This window comes from Streptomyces sp. MB09-01, from assembly GCF_033794505.1.
In the GTDB taxonomy this organism is placed as follows: Bacteria; Actinomycetota; Actinomycetes; order Streptomycetales; family Streptomycetaceae; genus Streptomyces.
The window spans coordinates 21,969-39,955 of record NZ_JARAYQ010000047.1 but is presented as its reverse complement, the minus strand read 5'-3'; the positions used below and the strand labels follow the sequence as shown (position 1 = coordinate 39,955).

Annotated in this window: 16 protein-coding genes; 8 read left to right on the top strand and 8 right to left on the bottom strand. The window is 71.8% G+C overall.

Annotation, left to right across the window (positions count from 1 at the left end):
- Window positions 1–669: homocysteine S-methyltransferase family protein (locus PV721_RS13165; protein WP_319723583.1), on the bottom strand; the 669-nt coding region annotated here is incomplete at its 3' end.
- A 275-nt stretch (window positions 670–944) separates the two neighbouring features.
- On the opposite strand from PV721_RS13165, the gene PV721_RS13160 reads away from it, so the two are divergent.
- The 5 genes from PV721_RS13160 to PV721_RS13140 all read left to right on the top strand — a co-directional run bounded on the left by PV721_RS13160 (window position 945) and on the right by PV721_RS13140 (window position 7,183).
- Entirely contained in the window at window positions 945–1,712 is a 768-nt protein-coding gene (locus PV721_RS13160; RefSeq protein ID WP_319723582.1) for an IclR family transcriptional regulator, read from the top strand.
- 314 nt (window positions 1,713–2,026) lie between these two features.
- Window positions 2,027–2,809, top strand: a complete 783-nt coding sequence (locus PV721_RS13155; RefSeq protein ID WP_319723580.1) for an MIP/aquaporin family protein — start codon at window positions 2,027–2,029, stop codon at window positions 2,807–2,809.
- A gap of 77 nt (window positions 2,810–2,886) precedes the next feature.
- Window positions 2,887–4,413, top strand: coding sequence for a glycerol kinase GlpK (gene glpK / locus PV721_RS13150; protein WP_319723578.1), 1,527 nt, complete (start codon window positions 2,887–2,889; stop codon window positions 4,411–4,413).
- 39 nt (window positions 4,414–4,452) lie between these two features.
- On the top strand, window positions 4,453–6,060 hold the full coding sequence (locus PV721_RS13145; protein ID WP_319723577.1) for a glycerol-3-phosphate dehydrogenase/oxidase: 1,608 nt from the start codon (window positions 4,453–4,455) through the stop codon (window positions 6,058–6,060).
- Window positions 6,061–6,187: 127 nt separating this feature from the next.
- Window positions 6,188–7,183 carry a PAC2 family protein gene (locus PV721_RS13140; protein WP_319723576.1) on the top strand — a complete coding sequence of 332 codons (996 nt, stop codon included), beginning with the start codon at window positions 6,188–6,190 and terminating at the stop codon, window positions 7,181–7,183.
- Window positions 7,184–7,483: 300 nt separating this feature from the next.
- Here PV721_RS13140 and mshC read toward each other — a convergent pair whose 3' ends face one another.
- The 4 genes from mshC to PV721_RS13120 form a co-directional block, all read right to left on the bottom strand.
- On the bottom strand, window positions 7,484–8,713 hold the full coding sequence (mshC, locus tag PV721_RS13135; RefSeq protein ID WP_319723574.1) for a cysteine--1-D-myo-inosityl 2-amino-2-deoxy-alpha-D-glucopyranoside ligase: 1,230 nt from the start codon (window positions 8,711–8,713) through the stop codon (window positions 7,484–7,486).
- A 110-nt stretch (window positions 8,714–8,823) separates the two neighbouring features.
- A complete protein-coding gene (locus PV721_RS13130) occupies window positions 8,824–9,672 on the bottom strand; it encodes an SCO1664 family protein (protein WP_319723572.1) in 849 nt (282 codons plus the stop codon).
- On the bottom strand, window positions 9,636–10,226 hold the full coding sequence (locus tag PV721_RS13125; RefSeq protein WP_319723570.1) for a DUF3090 domain-containing protein: 591 nt from the start codon (window positions 10,224–10,226) through the stop codon (window positions 9,636–9,638). Before PV721_RS13125 ends, PV721_RS13130 begins: the two co-directional genes overlap by 37 nt.
- Window positions 10,227–10,301: 75 nt before the next feature.
- Window positions 10,302–11,021: a histidine phosphatase family protein gene (locus tag PV721_RS13120; RefSeq protein ID WP_319723568.1), complete on the bottom strand. Its 720-nt coding sequence runs from the start codon at window positions 11,019–11,021 to the stop codon at window positions 10,302–10,304.
- Window positions 11,022–11,076: 55 nt separating this feature from the next.
- On the opposite strand from PV721_RS13120, the gene corA reads away from it, so the two are divergent.
- Entirely contained in the window at window positions 11,077–12,069 is a 993-nt protein-coding gene (gene corA, locus PV721_RS13115; RefSeq protein WP_319723566.1) for a magnesium/cobalt transporter CorA, read from the top strand.
- Window positions 12,070–12,094: 25 nt separating this feature from the next.
- Here the strand turns inward: corA and PV721_RS13110 are convergent, their stop codons facing one another.
- A complete protein-coding gene (locus tag PV721_RS13110) occupies window positions 12,095–12,877 on the bottom strand; it encodes a ferritin-like domain-containing protein (RefSeq protein WP_319723564.1) in 783 nt (260 codons plus the stop codon).
- Window positions 12,878–13,139: 262 nt separating this feature from the next.
- The gene (locus PV721_RS13105; RefSeq protein ID WP_319723562.1) at window positions 13,140–14,189 is read right to left on the bottom strand and encodes an LLM class F420-dependent oxidoreductase; all 1,050 of its coding nucleotides are present in this window, start codon (window positions 14,187–14,189) and stop codon (window positions 13,140–13,142) included.
- 100 nt (window positions 14,190–14,289) lie between these two features.
- Between PV721_RS13105 and PV721_RS13100 the strand changes: the two genes are divergently transcribed.
- On the top strand, window positions 14,290–15,273 hold the full coding sequence (locus tag PV721_RS13100; protein ID WP_319723560.1) for an aldo/keto reductase: 984 nt from the start codon (window positions 14,290–14,292) through the stop codon (window positions 15,271–15,273).
- A gap of 233 nt (window positions 15,274–15,506) precedes the next feature.
- A complete protein-coding gene (locus PV721_RS13095) occupies window positions 15,507–17,201 on the top strand; it encodes an ATP-binding domain-containing protein (RefSeq protein WP_416371087.1) in 1,695 nt (564 codons plus the stop codon).
- 80 nt (window positions 17,202–17,281) lie between these two features.
- Here the strand turns inward: PV721_RS13095 and PV721_RS13090 are convergent, their stop codons facing one another.
- Entirely contained in the window at window positions 17,282–17,956 is a 675-nt protein-coding gene (locus PV721_RS13090; protein ID WP_319723558.1) for a hypothetical protein, read from the bottom strand.
- Between the last annotated feature and the right edge of the window lie 31 nt (window positions 17,957–17,987).

Below are 17,987 nucleotides of genomic sequence, written 5' to 3'. Positions count from 1 at the left end.
CGTCAGCGCCGCACCGATCTCGGAGCCCAACAGCATCGTGCCCGTCGTCTCCACCGTCACCGAGCAGATCAGCGGAACGGTGACGCCGAGGGCCTCCATGGCGCGGCGGGCGCCGATGATGGAGGACTTGGTCTGCAGGAGGTCCTGGGTGGTCTCCACCAGCAGCGCGTCGGCGCCGCCGGTGATCAGGCCCTCGGCGTTGATCTGGTAGGCGTCGCGGATCTTCGCGTAGGTGATGTGGCCCAGGGTGGGCAGCTTGGTGCCGGGGCCCATGGAGCCGAGCACCCAGCGCTGCTGTCCGGTGGAGGCGGTGAACTCGTCGGCGACCTCGCGGGCGATGCGGGCGCCGGATTCCGAGAGCTCGAAGTTGCGCTCGGCGATGTCGTACTCGGCGAGCGCGGCGAAGTTCGCACCGAAGGTGTTCGTCTCGACGCAGTCCACACCCGCCGCGAAGTACGCCTCGTGCACCGACCGCACGATGTCGGGGCGGGTGATGTTGAGGACCTCGTTGCAGCCTTCGAGCTGCTGGAAGTCCTCCATCGTTGGGTCCTGCGCTTGGAGCATCGTTCCCATGGCTCCGTCGGCGACGACCACGCGGGTCGCGAGCGCCTCTCGGAGGGCATCGGCCCGGGTCTGGGTGTCAGCGGGCAGGTTGGGCAACGAAGCCATGGTTGTGCTCCCTGGAATGCGACGGCTGTCGGCTTTGCACCCCTTCTGTGTCAGGGGTGCACGTCGCCAGCGTAACCGCGAGGCACCGGCCCCGGTGCGGGTGTCCCACGTGGCGGACTGCATTCTGTGGCAGGGGTTGCCAAGGGTGTCCCGGCGACGGTACGTCGAACGGTTCCCCCTCGCTGCGAGAGGTCGACATCGGCCGATACTGTTCAGCATTGTCGAACCACTTCAAGATGTCAGTAATGACAGCAAGGTCAGCAGGAGGCTGCGCGATGGCACGGAACATCCAGTCGCTCGAACGAGCCGCTGCGATGCTGCGGCTCCTGGCGGGCGGCGAGCGCCGGCTGGGGCTCTCCGACGTGGCCTCCTCGCTGGGTCTGGCCAAGGGGACGGCCCACGGCATCCTGCGCACCCTGCAGGCCGAGGGCTTCGTGGAGCAGGACCCCGCCTCCGGCCGCTACCAGCTGGGCGCGGAGCTGCTGCGCCTGGGCAACAGCTATCTCGACGTGCACGAGCTGCGCGCCCGCGCCCTGGTGTGGACGGACGACCTGGCCCGGGCGAGCGGTGAGAGCACGTACGTGGGCGTGCTGCACAAGAGCGGGGTGCTGATCATGCACCACGTCTTCCGGCCCGACGACAGTCGTCAGGTGCTGGAGGTCGGGGCCATGCAGCCGCTGCACTCGACCGCGCTGGGCAAGGTGCTGTCCGCGTACGACCCGGTCGCGCACACCCAGGCGCTGGAGGTGGAACGCGAGGCGTTCACCCCCCGTACGGTCACGGACGCCGCGGGTTTCGAGGAGGTCCTGGACCTGACCCGGGCGCGCGGTTGGGCCGCCGACGTCGAGGAGACCTGGGAGGGCATCGCCTCGGTGGCGGCGCCGATCCACGACCGGCGCCGGATGCCGGTCGGCGCGGTGGCGGTGGCGGGTGCCGTGGAGCGGGTCTGCGGGGAGTCCGGGGAGCCCCGTGCGGCGCTCGTGGCATCCGTGCGGGACTGTGCGCGGTCGGTTTCACGCGACCTCGGCGCGGGCCGGTTCTGACCTTGCTTTAGCACCCCAGAGCCGCCATCTGGCTGCTTTCTGGCTACTTTTGGCCATATTTCGACCGCAGGATGGCTGGATTTGGGCGATCGTACCTAGTGGTAACGATCCGACACCTTGGCCTGGCGACCTCTTGACGCATTCTTCACTGGGGCGGAAAACTGCCGTTCACCGGTCGGCATTGTCGAACACCTGACGGCAATACGCGCTAGGATGCGACAAGGCCAAGGACCGGTGCAGCACTCACCGAGTGCGCGGAACCACCGGAGGGACCCGGTGTCCGCCCACCCCTGGACGTACGTAAGGAGTCGCGGGTGTCCAGCTCCGACATCTTCATCGGCGAGACCATCGGTACCGCCCTGCTCACACTGCTCGGCGGTGGCGTCTGCGCCGCAGTGACGCTCAAGAGCTCCAAGGCCCGCAATGCGGGCTGGCTCGCCATCACGTTCGGCTGGGGATTCGCCGTACTGATCGCCGCCTACGTCTCCGCGCCGCTCTCGGGTGCGCACCTCAACCCGGCGGTCACCGTCGGCCTCGCCGTCAAGAGCGGCGAATGGGGCGACACCCCGGTCTACTTCGCCGGCCAGCTGCTCGGCGCGATGCTGGGCGCGGTTCTGATGTGGATCACCTACTACGGCCAGTTCCGCGTGCACCTGGCGGACCCGGAGCACATCCGCGACGCCAAGCTCGGTCCCGAGGACCCGCACCCGCACGATGTGGCCGGTCCCGTGCTCGGCATCTTCTCCACGGGCCCCGAGATCCGTAATGTCGTCCAGAACCTCGCGACCGAGATCATCGGCACCGCCGTACTGATCCTGGCGATCCTGACCCAGGGCCTCCAGGACGACGGCAAGGGCCTCGGTGTCATCGGCGTCCTGATCACCTCGTTCGTGGTCGTCGGCATCGGCCTCTCGCTGGGTGGCCCGACCGGCTACGCCATCAACCCGGTGCGCGACCTCGGTCCGCGCATCGTGCACGCCCTGCTCCCGCTGCCCAACAAGGGCGGCTCCGACTGGGGATACTCCTGGATCCCGGTGGTCGGCCCGCTCGTCGGTGCCGTCCTCGCCGGTGGTCTCTACAACATCGCGTTCGCCTGATCAGCACGGCCGCGTTCGTAAGATCCGCACCGCCCTCCTGATTCCGCCTACTCACCAGACCTGCCAGGAGCAGCCACATGACCAGCAGCACCGGCCCCTTCATCGCCGCGATCGACCAGGGCACCACCTCCTCCCGCTGCATCGTCTTCGACCGTGACGGCCGCATCGTCGCCGTCGACCAGAAGGAGCACGAGCAGATCTTCCCGAAGCCGGGCTGGGTCGAGCACGACGCCTCCGAGATCTGGACCAACGTCCAGGAGGTCGTCGCCGGCGCCATCGCGAAGGCCGAGATCACCGCCGCCGACGTCAAGGCCGTCGGCATCACCAACCAGCGCGAGACCACCCTCCTGTGGGACCGCCACACCGGCGAGCCCGTGCACAACGCGCTGGTCTGGCAGGACACCCGCACCGACGCCCTGTGCAAGGAGCTCGGCCGCAACGTCGGCCAGGACCGCTTCCGCCGCGAGACCGGCCTGCCGCTGGCGAGCTACTTCGCCGGCCCGAAGGTCCGCTGGCTGCTCGACAACGTCGAGGGCCTGCGCGAGCGCGCCGAAGCCGGCGACATCCTCTTCGGCACCATGGACTCGTGGGTCATCTGGAACCTCACGGGTGGCGCCCAGGGCGGCGTGCACGTCACCGACGTCACCAACGCCTCGCGCACCATGCTGATGAACCTGCACACGCTGGCCTGGGACGAGAAGATCGCGGAGTCGATGGGCGTCCCGCTCAACGTCCTCCCCGAGATCAAGTCCTCCGCCGAGGTCTACGGTCACGTCAAGGACGGCGTCCTCGCCGGTGTCCCGGTCGCCTCGGCGCTCGGTGACCAGCAGGCCGCCCTCTTCGGCCAGACCTGTTTCGCCGAGGGCGAGGCCAAGTCCACGTACGGCACCGGCACGTTCATGCTGATGAACACCGGCGACAAGATCATCAACTCCTACAGCGGCCTGCTGACCACGGTCGGCTACCAGATCGGCGACCAGAAGCCGGTCTACGCGCTGGAGGGCTCCATCGCCGTCACCGGCTCGCTCGTCCAGTGGATGCGCGACCAGATGGGCCTGATCAAGTCCGCGGCCGAGATCGAGACCCTGGCCTCCTCGGTCGAGGACAACGGCGGCGCCTACTTCGTGCCGGCCTTCTCCGGTCTGTTCGCCCCGTACTGGCGCTCCGACGCCCGCGGTGTGATCGCCGGCCTCACCCGGTACGTCACCAAGGCGCACATCGCCCGTGCCGTCCTGGAGGCCACCGCCTGGCAGACCCGCGAGATCACCGACGCCATGACCAAGGACTCGGGCGTCGAGCTCACGGCCCTCAAGGTCGACGGCGGCATGACCTCCAACAACCTGCTGATGCAGACGCTCTCGGACTTCCTGGACGCCCCGGTGGTGCGCCCGATGGTCGCCGAGACCACCTGCCTCGGCGCCGCCTACGCCGCCGGCCTGGCCGTCGGCTTCTGGCCCGACACCGACGCCCTGCGCGCCAACTGGCGCCGCGCGGCGGAGTGGACCCCGCGGATGCCCGCCGAGCAGCGGGACCGCGAGTACAAGAGCTGGCTCAAGGCCGTTGAGCGGTCCATGGGCTGGGTCGACGACGAAGACGCCAGCTGACCGCACTCGGCTGACGAATCGACGAGGAGCTAAAGAGATATGAGCAGCCTGCAGAGCGTTCCCGCCCTGGGTACGCACCCGACCGCCGGTTCGAACGCGAGCCGCGCCGAGACCCGTGAGCAGCTGGCGAAGGCCACGTACGACCTGCTGGTCATCGGCGGTGGAATCCTGGGCACCTCGGTGGCCTGGCACGCCGCGCAGTCGGGTCTGCGGGTTGCCATGGTGGACGCCGGCGACTTCGCCGGCGCCACCTCCTCGGCCTCCTCCAAGCTCGTCCACGGGGGTCTGCGCTACCTGCAGACCGGCGCGGTCAAGCTGGTCGCGGAGAACCACCACGAGCGGCGCGTGCTGGCCAAGGACGTGGCCCCGCACCTGGTCAACCCGCTCACCTTCTACCTGCCGGTCTACAAGGGCGGACCGGTCGGTGCGGCCAAGCTGGGCGCGGGCGTCTTCGCCTACTCCGCCCTCTCGGCCTTCGGCGACGGCATGGGCAAGGTCATATCGCCGGCCCGTGCCGCCGCCGACAACCCCGGCCTGAAGACGGACAACCTCAAGGCCGTCGCGGTCTACTACGACCACCAGATGAACGACTCCCGCGTGGCCGTCATGACGGTCCGCGCGGCCGTCGAGTCGGGCGCCGTCGTCCTCAACCACGCCGAGGTCACCGGTCTGCGCAAGACGCGGGGCAGGGTCACCGGTGCCGAGCTCAGGGACCGTCTCGACGGCACCGAGTTCGGGGTCGACGCGCGCGTCGTGCTCAACGCCACCGGCCCGTGGGTCGACCACCTGCGGCGCATGGAAGACAAGCACTCGATGCCGTCGATCCGCCTTTCCAAGGGCGCGCACATCGTCATGAAGCGCAAGTCGCCGTGGAAGGCCGCCATGGCCACCCCGATCGACAAGTACCGCATCACCTTCGCCCTCCCGTGGGAGGACCAGCTGCTGCTCGGCACCACCGACGAGGTGTACGAGGGCGACCCGGGGGACGTGCGCGCCACCGAGTCCGACATCGCCCAGATCCTGGACGAGGCGGCCTTCTCCGTGAAGGACGCGGACCTCGACCGCTCGCTGATGACGTACGCCTTCGCGGGCCTGCGGGTGCTGCCCGGCGGCCCCGGCGGTGTGGAGAAGGCGAAGCGCGAGACGGTCGTCTCCGAGGGCGCCGGCGGCATGCTGTCGGTGGCCGGCGGCAAGTGGACGACGTACCGCCACATCGGCCGCGTGGTCATGGACAAGCTGGCGAAGCTCCCGGGCAGCCCGCTGACCGAGGACATGGAGCCGGTGAAGTCCCTCGTGCGCCGGATCGCGCTGCCCGGTGTCGCCAACCCGAACGCGGTCGCGCACCGGCTGCTGGTGGACCGTGAGCCCGGGACCCGGATGGACCCGCTGACCGCCCGCCACCTCGCCTCGCACTACGGGTCGCTGGCGTTCGACATCGCGCGCCTCGCGAACGAGGACCCGGCGCTGGCCGAGCGCATCCACCCGGACGGTCCGGAGATCTGGGCGCAGGTCGCCTACGCCCGTGACAACGAGTGGGCCGAGACGGTCGACGACGTGCTGCGCCGCCGTACGACGGTGACGATCCGCGGCCTGGACGACGAGGCCGTACGGGCCCGCGTCGAGGAGATGCTGGGCCACAAGGCATAGCTCTCACGCAGGTGGGGAAGAGGGGCGGTTCCGAGGGGAACCGCCCCTCTGTCGTGGGCTGTGGCTGGCGTCGTATCAAGGCTTAGGCTGACCCACGTACGCAAGGGAACTTCGGAAGGAGACCTGGGTGATCGAGCTTGAGGGCGTGCCCGAGCTGATCGACCCGGTCATGGTGGCCGCGTTCGAGGGCTGGAACGACGCGGGTGACGCGGCCTCCGGTGCGGTCGCACACCTGGACCGGGAGTGGAAGGGCGAGGTCTTCGCGGCTCTGGACGCCGAGGACTACTACGACTTCCAGGTCAACCGGCCGACGGTGTGGCTGGACAACGGGGTACGGAAGATCACGTGGCCGACGACACGGCTCTCGGTGGTCCGGATCGGCGGGGCCAAGCCGCGCGACCTGGTGCTGGTCCGGGGGATCGAACCGTCCATGCGGTGGCGGTCGTTCTGCAACGAGATCCTCGGCTTCGCCCACGAACTGGGCGTGGAGATGGTGGTCATCCTGGGAGCGCTGCTCGGGGACACGCCGCACACCCGGCCGGTGCCGGTGAGCGGGGTCACCTCGGACGCGGACCTGGCGCGGACGATGGACCTGGAGGAGACCAAGTACGAAGGCCCGACGGGCATCGTGGGCATCCTCCAGGAGGCCTGTACGCACGCGGGCGTGCCGGCGGTGTCGCTGTGGGCGGCGGTGCCGCACTACGTGTCGCAGCCGCCGAACCCGAAGGCGACGCTGGCGCTGCTGAACCGGCTGGAGGATCTGATCGACATCCGGATCCCGCTGGGCGAGCTGCCGGAGGACGCGCGGGCGTGGCAGTTGGGCGTGGACCAACTGGCCGCGGAGGACAGCGAGGTGGCGGAGTACGTCCAGACGCTGGAGGAGGCTCGGGACACGGCCGACCTGCCGGAGGCGTCGGGCGACGCCATCGCCCGGGAGTTCGAGCGCTACCTGCGCCGGCGTGACCCGGCGGCGCCGTCGGCCGAGCCGGGCGACGGATCGTACCTCCGCGACACCTCGGGGGGGCTCCCCCGCTCCCCGAAGCGCAAGCCGGACCCCTCCGGGGAGGAACCGGAGCCGCCGACCGCCACGTCCCCCGACGGGGACGACACTCCGGACGCATAACCCGCAGGTGGGCGGGTGCGGGGGGCTGCCGCTGCGCGGGGCCGTCCCCTACCCGCCCTTCCTCCGTTCCCCGGGCTCTGCCCGGACCCGGCCCTCAAACGCCGGACGGGCTGAAAACGCCACCCGGCCCCGCCTGAAAACCCAGCCCAGGCGCGGGGTCCGGGGCCGAGCCCCAATCCTTCAGCCTCGCCGCACTCTCCAGCCTCGCCGGCGTTTGAGGCGCGGGGTCTGGGGCGGAGCCCCAGGAAAGGGCGATGCCCCCGGCCGGGGGCCAGGGGCATCGGCAGGGCGGCCTCGTGGCTACAGGGCCACGCCGAGCAGGGCGTCCACCGTGCGGGAGACCAGGCCGGGGGCCGACTCGTCGTCGCCGTCGGTGGCGTTCTGGAGCTCCACCCAGCGGTCCACCGCGGCGAGTGCCGCAGGGGCGTCCAGGTCGTTCGCCAGGGCCTCGCGGACCTCCTCGAGCACCGCGTCCGCCGCGATGCCGTCCGGCCGGGACACCGCCGCGCGCCAGCGCTCCAGCCGGGCCACGGCCTCGGCGAGGACGTCGTCGGTCCACTCCCAGTCGGCCCGGTAGTGGTGCGACAGCAGGGCCAGACGGATGGCCGCGGGGTCGACCCCGGCGCGCCGCAGCGCGGAGACGAAGACGAGGTTGCCCTTCGACTTGGACATCTTCTCGCCGTGCAGGGCGACCATGCCCGCGTGCACGTACGCCTTGGCCATCGGGAACTCGCCCGTCAGCACCTGCGCGTGCGACGCGCCCATCTCGTGGTGCGGGAAGGCCAGGTCGGAGCCGCCGCCCTGGATGTCGAAGCCCATGCCCAGGTGGTCCAGGGCGATGGCGACGCACTCGATGTGCCAGCCCGGCCGGCCGCGGCCCAGCGAGCCGCCGTCCCAGCTCGGCTCGCCCGGACGCGCGGTCATCCACAGCATCGGGTCCAGCGGGTTCTTCTTCCCCGGCCGGTCGGGGTCACCGCCCCGCTCCGCCGAGAGCAGCCGCCTCGCCTCGGCGTCGAGGTTCGAAACTCCGCCGAAGTGCGCGTCGGACTCGACCGAGAAGTAGACGTCGCCGTCGAGCTCGTACGCCGCGCCCGCGTCCCGCAGCCGCTCGACCAGCGGCACGATGCCGGGTATGGCCTCGACGGCTCCGATGTAGTGCTGCGGCGGCAGCATCCGCAGGGCGGTCATGTCCTCGCGGAAGAGTGCGGTCTCGCGCTCGGCCAGCTCGGTCCAGTCGTGGCCGTCGCGCAGCGCCCGCTCCAGGAGCGGGTCGTCGACGTCCGTGACGTTCTGGACGTAGTGGACCTGCCGCTTGGTGTCGAGCCACACGCGCTGCACGAGGTCGAACGCGTTGTAGGTCGCCGCGTGACCGATGTGGGTCGCGTCGTACGGGGTGATGCCGCAGACGTAGATACGGGCGACGGGACCGGGGGCGAGGGTGATCGTCCCCTGGGTCGCGGTGTCGTGGATCTGGAGGTCGCGGCCCTTGCCAGGAAGGGCGGGGACCTCAGAAGCGGGCCAGGCATGCATGTCTCGAGCCTAACCGGACGGATGTTCCGGAAACGAACCGGACCTGCACTGTTGTCTTGATCGGCACTCTTGCGGTCTGGCCGAATCTGTGCGTTTGGCGGATGGCCGGTTCAGACCGGTGGCCAGGGGATCGACGGCCACTGCCCGGACGGCTGCGGGTGGGTTCCGGTGCGCAGCAGGTGCGCCACCCGTTCCCGTACGGCGTCCAGCTCGACGGCGGTGATCAGTTCGGCCAGCCGGGTGGCGAGCGGGGCTCCCTCGGTCAGCTCGGCGGCCAGCCCGGCCAGCACCTCGCGCGCCTCGTCGGTCAGCGGCTCCCCCGCCCAGCCCCACAGCAGGGTGCGCAGCTTGTCCTCGGCGTGGAAGGTCACGCCGTGGTCGATGCCGTAGAGGCGGCCGTCGGGTGCGGGCAGCAGGTGGCCGCCCTTGCGGTCGCCGTTGTTGATCACGGCGTCGAGTACGGAGAGCCGGCGCAGCCGCGGGTCGTCGGCGTGGACGAGCAGCGCGGTGCGGCCCTCCCCCACCTCGGCGAAGGCGACGGGCTTCCAGCCGTCCCCCGCCTCCTCGCCGTCGACGAGTGCGAGGAGCCCGCCGGCGGGGGATTCCCCTTCCGGTCCCGCGGATTCGATCCACCGCTGGACCATGCCCTCGCCGTACGGTCCGTCACGCAGCACGGTGGCGGGCACCAGGCCCCATCCGGTGGCCTCGGAGACCAGGTAGGCGGCGACCTCGCGCTGGGCGAGGCTCCCGTCGGGGAAGTCCCACAGCGGCCGCTCGCCCTTGACGGGCTTGTACACGCAGTCGGCGCTCACGCCCCCGTGCGTGACGGTGCACAGCAGGACGGCGTTGGACGCCTCGCGGATCCGGCCGACGACGGTCAGCTCGCCCTTGGCGAGCAGTTCCTCGATCTCCCCCGTGCCGGTCACCCCTGGCGCCGGTAGCCGTTCTGGCGCGGGCACACGTGTCCCTCCGGGTCCAGCGGCAGACTGCACAGCGGGCACGGCGGGCGGCCGGCGTTGACCACGTCCAGGGCCCGCTTGGCGAACGCCCGGGCCTGGGCGCCGGTGAGGCGGACCCGCAGCATCGGCGGGCCGTTCTCCTCGTCCTGGAGCAGCCGCTCCTCGGCCTCGGCGAGGTCTTCGTCGGAGTCGGCGTCGAGTTCCACCAGGGCCTGGGCCTCGACGATCATCCGCTGCTCCTCGCCGTCCCAGGCCAGGGCCATGGTGCCGACGCGGAACTCCTCCTCGACGGGTACGTCGAGGGGTGCGGTGTCGGCGGCCTCGGCGGGGGCGACGGCCGGCACCGGGGCGTTGCCGCCGGTCCGCCGCACGACCTCGTCCAGCAGCTCGTCCATCCGCTCGGCGAGCGCCGCGACCTGGGTCTTCTCCAGGGAGACGCTGGTGACGCGGGGGCCGGAGGAGGCCTGCAGGAAGAACGTACGGCGTCCCGGCAGACCGACCGTGCCGGCCACGAAGCGGTCCGGGGGGTCGTAGAGGAACACCTGACGGGGCACGTCCAGTCTCCAAGTCTCGGCGGCAGGGCAGGTCTGCGCCCTGTGCGGGCCCGTCCACCCTACTGCGCCGTGCGATCACGCCGCGCCCGCGCCGCCTCCCACGACCGCGTTCCCCGCGTCTTCGGCGTCTTTGTCCGATGCGACGGGCTCCGACTCGGCCGGACGCCGTACGAGCGGGCCGAAGTCCCCGGTGTCGCCCAGCCGGAACACGAACGGCCGGGTCGGCGTGTACCGGATCGCGGTCACCGAGCAGGGGTCGACGTGGATGCGCTGGAAGAGGTCCAGGTGCATCCCGAGGGCGTCCGCGACAAGGGACTTGATGATGTCGCCGTGGGAGCACATCAGGAAGACGGCGTCGTTCCCGTGTTCCTCCTCGACCCGCGCGTTCCACTCCCGTACGGCGTCCACGGCGCGGGCCTGCATGGCGCGCATGGACTCGCCGCCGGGGAAGGCGGCCGCCGAGGGGTGCTGCTGGACGATCTTCATCAGCGGTTCTTCGGCGAGCTCGGAGAGTTTGCGGCCGGACCAGTCGCCGTAGTGGCACTCGCCGATCCGCTCGTCGGTGTGCACTTCCAGCTCCGGCCTGGCGGCCAGGAGGGGGGCGAGGGTCTCCCGGCAGCGTTGCAGCGGGCTGGTGACCGCGGCGGCGAGCGGCACTCCCGCCAGCCTTCCGGGCAGGGCTGCGGCCTGCTCGGCGCCGCGCTCGTCGAGGCCGACTCCCGGCGTCCATCCGGCGAGCAGCCCTGCGGTGTTGGCGGTGGACCGCCCGTGTCGTACGAGGATCAGCGTGGCCATGGGTGCCAGCGTATGCCGTGCCGCTGGTGTGCGGGCGGGCCGCGGGCAGGGAAGAATGCCCGGCGTGATTGTCGACTGCGCGATTTACCGGGACGGGCGCCGTACCGAGGGACCCGAGGACTTCTCGGATGCCCTCGACGAGGCGCGGGCGACCGGTGACGCCTTCCTCTGGATCGGCATGTACGAGCCGACGGCGGAGGAGTTCGACCACGTCAGCCGCGAGTTCGGTCTGCACAAGCTGGCGGTGGAGGACGCGCTGACCGCGCATCAGCGGCCGAAGCTGGAGGTGTACGACGATTCGCTGTTCGTCGTCCTCAAGCCGGTGCTGTACGACGAGAGCACGGACTCCGTGACCGCGGGCGAGCTGATGGTGTTCATAGGCGATTCGTTCGTCGTCACGGTCCGGCACGGCGAGGGGGCCCCGCTGGCCGCCGTGCGCCACCGGCTGGAGCAGGAGCCGGAGGTGCTGCGGCACGGCCCGACGGCGGTCCTGTACGCGGTCTCCGACGCGGTGGTCGACCACTACATCGAGGTGGCGGCCGAGCTCCAGGCGGACCTGGAGGAGCTGGAGGCCGAGGTCTTCTCCCCGAACCCCGCGGACACCAAGAACACCGCCGCCCGGATCTACGGGTTCAAGCGGCAGGTGCTGGAGTTCCGGCGGGCGACGACCCCGCTGCTCCAGCCGATGGAGCGGCTCGCCTTCGGGCAGGTGCCTTTCGTCCACAAGCACGCCCAGCCCTTCTTCCGCGACGTCGCCGACCACCTGACCAAGGCGAGCGAATACATCGAGGGCCTGGACCGGCTGTTGTCGGACGCGCTGGCCGCGCACCTCGCACAGATGGGTCTGCGCCAGAACGACGACATGCGCAAGATCTCGGCCTGGGCGGCGATGGCGGCCGTCCCCACGATGGTGGCGGGGATCTACGGGATGAACTTCGATCACATGCCGGAGCTCAGACAGTCCTGGGGTTATCCGGTGGTGGTGGCGGTGATGGTGGGCGTCTGTCTGGGCCTGCACCGCATGTTCAAGCGCCGGGGCTGGCTGTAGCCACGGAGTGCGCGGAGCCGCGCGGCTACGCGAACTCGGCGGTCGGCGCACCGCCCAGTGCGTTGCGGCGCTGGGGCATCCGCAGTTTCACCATCCGGTGCCAGCCGCTGAACCGCTCGTACGCGTACATCGCGCGGATGCCGGCGGCGAGCGCGGCCGACTTCGGGGCGGGCCAGTGCAGCAGCCGCCCCATGTGGTCCATGACGGCGAGGCTGACGTCCCGGTACACGCCGATCTCGGCGAGCGCGCTCTCGCGGAGCACCCGCTGGATGGTACGGCCGTGGCCCGCGCGGGCCAGGCGCAGCAGCTCCTCGTGGCAGTAGGCGAGGTGGTTGTCCTCGTCGCCGCTGATCATGTGGATGGCCTTGCCGACCTCGGGGTGGTCGCCGAAGTAGCTGACCAGCATGTCCATCTGGTCGGCGGCACGCTGTTCGGTGACGCGGCTGTGCGCGAGGTAGACGACGACGTCCTCCTCGGTCAGCGCCTCCTGCCGGCGCAGTTTGTCGTGCGCGAGGCCGATCCCGCGGCGCTCCAGCAGCATCGTGTAGTCGGTCTCGGGCGGCACGGGGACCGGCGGCAGGCCGCGCTTGCGGAGCAGCGCGTCGAAGATCCGGCCGTGCTTGTCCTCGTCCGCGCCGTGCCGAGTGATCTTGGGCGCGAGGTCGCGCATGGAGTCCGGCACCAGGGCCGCGATCCGGGCGTTCTCCCAGCCGCCCTGGGACTCCCCGCTCGCGGCGATGGAGCAGAACAGCTGGAAGGAATCGTCGTTGTCGACGATCTCCTGGAAGAGGCTGCGGGCAGAGAGCATGAACCGAGTCAAACGCCGCTCGCGGGGACCGGCAACCGATGGGTCGCACTACTCGTCCGAATGAACGAAACGAGGGGATGGGCCGCCGCGCGTAACCCTGTGGGCATCCCGGGCGTTGTTCGCTGTGTCGGCCGTGGCGGGGAAGACCCCCCGAGCCCCCACCACGGCCGCAGACTCCTCTTGACGCCGGCCTCGCGCCGCTCCGCGGGCTTCGGGCGGCTGCGCCGGACTCCGTCGGTCGGGTGCGCCGGGCGGCCGGATGTCAGGCGAGGCCAGCCAGCTCCATGGCCTCGGTGCCGGCCCGCAGGGCGGCGATCCGCTCGTCCAGGGTGAATCCGGCCGGGGCGAGCGTGAGGGTGGTGACCCCGGCCTCCGCGTAGGCCCGCATCCCGTCCGCGATGCGGCCGACCGGGCCGAGCAGCGTGGTCGAGTCGATCAGCGAGTGCGGGACGGCCTCGGCCGCGCCGGTCTTGTCGCCGTCCAGGTACTTGTCCTGGATCTCGGCGGCCTCCTTCTCGTAGCCCATGCGCTGGGCCAGCTGGTTGTAGAAGTTCTGCTTCCGGCTGCCCATGCCGCCGACGTACAGGGCGGTGTAGGGGCGGAACATGTCCGCGAGCGCGTTCACGTCCTCGCCGAGGGCCAGCGGCACGGTCGGGCAGACGTCGAAGCCGTCCATGGTCAGCCCGGCCTTCTCGCGGCCCGCGCGGATGTGGGTGAGCGCGGTCGCCTCCAGGTGCTCGGCGGCCGGGAAGATCAGCAGGGCGCCGTCGGCGATCTCGCCGGTCTGCTCCAGGTTCTTCGGACCGATGGCCGCGATGTAGAGCGGGATGTGCTCGCGCTCGGGGTGCACGGTCAGCTTGAGGGGCTTGCCGGGGCCGCCCGGCAGCGGCAGGGTCCAGTGCTCGCCCTCGTAGGAGAGGCGTTCGCGGCTCATGGCCTTGCGGACGATCTCCACGTACTCGCGGGTGCGGGCGAGCGGCTTGTCGAACTTGACGCCGTACCAGCCCTCGGAGACCTGCGGGCCGGAGACGCCGAGGCCGAGCCGGAAGCGGCCCTTGGTGAGCGAGTCGAGGGTGGCCGCCGTCATGGCGGTCATCGCGGGCTGCCGGGCCGGGATCTGCAAGATCGCCGAGCCGACGTCGATGCGCTCGGTCTGGGCGGCGACCCAGGCGAGCACGGTCGGGGCGTCGGAGCCGTAGGCCTCGGCGGCCCAGCAGACGTCGTAGCCCAGGCGGTCGGCCTCCTGGGCGACGGCGAGGTTGTCGGCGTCCATGCCCGCGCCCCAGTAACCGAGATTGATGCCGAGCCGCATGTGTCGTCCCCTTACCGGTTTACCGATCAGTAACGTTGGTGTGCGGGGACTGTAGCGCGCCAGGGTGCTCCGCGTCAGCGCCCCAGTAGTCTCAGCGCTCATGGAGCAGAGGCATCTCGGCCGCACGGGACTGCGCGTTTCCCGGATCGGCCTCGGCACCCTCACCTGGGGCCGCGACACCGGTGAGGAAGCCGCCGCCGAGCAGGTGAAGACCTTCTGGGAGGCGGGCGGCACCCTCGTCGACACGGCCGACGTGTACGGGGGCGGGGAGGCGGAGTACCTCCTCGGGCGGCTGGTGGGCGGGCTCGTCCCGCGCCGGGACCTGGTGATCGCGACCAAGGCGGGCAGCGTGCCGGACCCGGACCGGCGGTTCGACGGCTCGCGCGGGCACCTGCTCGACGCGCTGGACGCCTCCTTGGACCGGCTGGGCACCGACTACGTCGACCTCTGGCAGGTGCACGCCTTCGATCCGGCGACCCCGCTGGAGGAGACCATGCAGGCGCTGGACCTGGCGGTGAGCAGCGGCCGGGCCCGGTACGCCGGGGTTTCCAACTACTGCGGCTGGCAGCTGGCGAAGGCGGCGACCTGGCAGCTCGCGGCGCCCGGCGTGCGGACCCGGATCGCCTCGACCCAGATGGAGTACTCGCTGCTGCAGCGGGGCGTGGAGCGGGAGGTGCTGCCGGCCGCACTGGACCTCGGGATCGGCCTGCTGCCCTCCTCTCCGCTGGGGCGCGGGGTGCTGACGGGCAAGTACCGGGACGGCGTGCCGGCGGACTCCCGGGGCGCCTCGGAATCCCTGGCCGCCTTCGTGGACCCCTACCTCGACGAGGCGGCCGGCCGGATCGTGGACGCGGTGGTGACGGCGGCCCGGGGTCTGGCCGTGACCCCGCTCGAGGTGGCCCTCGCGTGGATCCGGGACCGGCCGGGGGTGGTCGCCCCGATCGTCGGCGCCCGGACGCCGGCGCAGCTCGCGGCGGCGCTGTCGGTGGAGGCCCTTAGTCTTCCGGAGGAGATCTGCCGGGCGTTGGACGATGTGTCGGCGCCCGTGCACCGCTATCCCGATCAGGACTGGAGCACGCTGTGAGTACGGACCCTCAGGCCGATACCGCTGCCGCGGAGAACCCGGCCGCCCCGCAGGGACCGAGGGCGAGGGCGCCACTGACGCCGAGGGCGAGGGCGAGGCCGACGCCGAGGGTGCCACCGAAGCCGCCGAACCGGCCGCCGGCGCCGCGGCGGCGCCCGCGCTCACCGAGGCCCAGGCCGAGCTCGCCGCGCAGAAGGTCGACCGCGTCGGCGGAGGGTGCCGCCCCGGCGCCGGTGGCCGCGGCGGCACCCTCCGCCGACGCGGTCGAGGGCGTACGGTCCGTCCTGGCCCGCGGTGGCGCCCCCGAGTCCCTGGCCGGCCAGGCCGCGGCGGCGCTCGGTGACGGCGCCGCCGAGCAGCTCGCCGAGAACCCCTGGCGGCTGCTGTCGGTCCCGGCCGTGCGCCCGACCCAGGCGGACGGCTTCGCACGGTCCCTGCTGGGCGCCGAGGCCGGTCCCGGGGACGAGCGCCGCACCACCGTCCTGGTGGGCTGGCTGCTGGCCCAGGCAGGGCTCAAGGGGCACACCGCACTGGAGGCACCGGTGCTGGAGAAGGCCCTGGCCCAGTACGGCGTACCGGATCCGGCCGGAGCACTGGAACAGGCCATCGCGGAAGGCTCGGTGCTGGTCTTCCACGAGCCCCTCGGCCCGCCGGTCGAGGAGGGCGAGGAGCAGCCCGTACGGCTCCTCGTGGGCCTGGAGGGTGCCGCGATGGCCGAGGAGAGCCTGGCCGACGGCCTGGCGCGGCTCGCGTCCGGCGCCTTCGACGGCACCGCGGACTGGGAGCGGGCCGCCGGAGCCGCGCCGGGCCCGTCCGCAGCCGAGCTGATCCGCACGGTCGCGGGCCACGGCCTGGTCGCCCACACCGGCGGCGAGGCCGCACGTGCGGAGGCGTTCGCCCTGGTCGCGGCGGCCCGGGAGCTGGGGCTGCGGGCCTGCCCGGCCGCGCACGCGCCCGGCGGGCCGGACTCGGTGACCGTGGCGGGGCTGCTGTCCGGGGCGGAGGGGCCGGGGCGGGACGCGGACGGGCAGTTCGCGCTGGACCTCCTCGTGGTGCTGGACGCGCCGCAACTGGACGTGGAGACCGCGGCCGCGCTGGTGGAGTCCGTGCCGGACGGGGCCCGTCTGGTGCTCTCCGGCGATCCCGGAGTGCTCGCGTCCGCCGGGGCCGGACGGGTGTTCGCCGACGTGCTGGCGGCCCGTACGTGCCCCCAGGTGGTCTCCCGCACCCCGGATCCGGGCCCGCTCGGCGAGCTCGTCTCCGGGGTCGGGATCGGCGAGCTGAACCAGGTGGACGCCCCCGGCAAGGAGGTCGTCATCGTCCCGGTGCAGGACGCCGGGGAGGCCGTGCACCGGGCCGTGCAGCTGGTGGCCGAGTCGGTGCCGCGGGCCTTCGGGATCGCGGCGGACAGCGTGCAGGTGATCACCCCGGGCCACGGCGGTTCCGCGGGGACGCGGGCGCTGAACGCCGCCCTCAAGGAGCGGCTGAACCCCGGCCCCGGCCGGTTCGGGGGCTTCGACCCCGGCGACCGGGTGGTCCACGTGCCGTCCGCCGGGCGCGCGCTGGCGGCCCGGGTGGTGTCGGCCGACGCCCAGGGGCTGCACCTGGACCGCGCGGGCGCACGGATCGTCGTACCGAAGGAGCTCGTGGAGTCCCAGGTTCGGCACGGCTGGGCGGTGACGGCGCACCAGGCCGTCGGCACGCGCTGGCCGGCGGTCGTCGTCGTCCTGCCGGGCGACGCGGCGCAGGCGCTGTCGCGGGACTGGGTCTACACGGCGTTCGGGCGGGCCGAGCGGCACCTGTCCGTGGTGCACGGCGTCGACCAGGCGCTGCCGCGCGCGGTGGCCGAGGTGCTGCCGAAGCCGCGTACGACACGGCTCACGGGCCTGCTGAAGGCGCTCGCGACGTCGGGCGCACAGGCGGAGTGACCCCGGCCGTGGCCCCCGCCCCGCGGGAAGGGGGCCACGGATGCCGGGTCGGGGGGCCGGGCCGGGCTTCGGATCGGGGTTCAGGCCGGGGTCAGCCCCGGCTCCGCGGTCTCGTCCTCGCCTTCGCCCCCGTCCTCGCCCTCGTCGAACTCGTCGGACTCCTCGTCGAAGACGGAGCTGACGTCGAACCGGTGCAGGACGTCCTGCGGATCGATGTTCCCGAAGGGCGAGTTGAGCCACTCCCCCGGTTCCGCCATCTCCTCCGAGGCGGCGATCCAGAGCGTGGAGTCGCCCTCCTCCAGACCGAAGTCCTTGAAGCGGGAGGCGATCTCGTCGGGCTCGTACTCCCCGAAGAGGACGCCCAGTGCCTCGGCGGTGCCGCCGTCCTGGACGAACTCGGCGTCCCGGTCGTGCGCGGCGATCCGCTCGGCCTGGGCGATCAGACGCGGCGGTTCGACGACGGCGTAGTCGCGGCGGATGAGCACGCTGAAGGCGGCGGGCTCCGCGGGGCCGGTGTAGGGCACGCCGTCCTCGGGCGTGGGGATCTCGAAGGGGGTGACCTCGTCGTAGCGGTCGTAGAGGAGTTCGTCGTACTCCTCCGCCGCGGCGGCGAGTTCGTTGAAGGCCTCGTAGACGTCCGGGTCCTCGTCCCCGGTCCTGCGCTCGACCGCGGCGAGGTGACGGTCGAGCGCGGCCTTGACCGCCTCGGCGGCGGCGCGTACCTCGGCAACAGTGGGCAGAGCGGCATCAGACATAGAGCAGACGCTATCCGTACGAGGGCTCTGC